This is a genomic window from Desulfobulbus alkaliphilus (assembly GCF_016918545.1).
Taxonomy (GTDB): Bacteria; Desulfobacterota; Desulfobulbia; order Desulfobulbales; family Desulfobulbaceae; genus Desulfobulbus; species Desulfobulbus alkaliphilus.
The window spans coordinates 1-428 of sequence record NZ_JAFFQC010000303.1; the positions used below are offsets into that span (position 1 = coordinate 1).

Here is a 428-nt window from a genome sequence, read left to right on the forward strand (position 1 = left end):
CATTTTATCGCACACGCAGGACGGGCGATCAGTCCTCGCGCGTCTCGGTGATACCGAGCAGCTTCAGCTTGCGATGCAGCGCCGATCTTTCCATTCCGATGAAGTGCGCGGTGCGCGAGATATTCCCGGAGAAGCGCCGGATCTGCACGCGGAGATATTCGCGCTCGAACGTCTCGCGCGCCTCGCGCATCGGCGATCACATGATCGCGTTGCCGCTGCCGCCGAGTTCCCCCGGATCGCCAAGCACTTCGGCCGGCAGCAGATCCATGTCGATCCGCCCGATCCGGTCGCCCGGCGCCATGATGATCGTACGCTCGACGACGTTGCGCAACTGGCGCACGTTGCCCGGCCATTCGTAGCTCTGCAGCGCGACCATGGCGTCCGGCGCGATCTCCGGCGTCGGCACGCGACGCTCGGACGCGTAATGC

The 428-nt window shown here is 65.4% G+C and carries 1 pseudogene; it reads right to left on the reverse strand.

Features of this window, described 5'->3' with window-relative positions:
* Nucleotides 1-28 precede the first annotated feature (28 nt).
* Nucleotides 29-428 (reverse strand): annotated as a pseudogene (locus JWG43_RS20975) (AAA-type ATPase lid domain-containing protein); the annotation flags it as partial.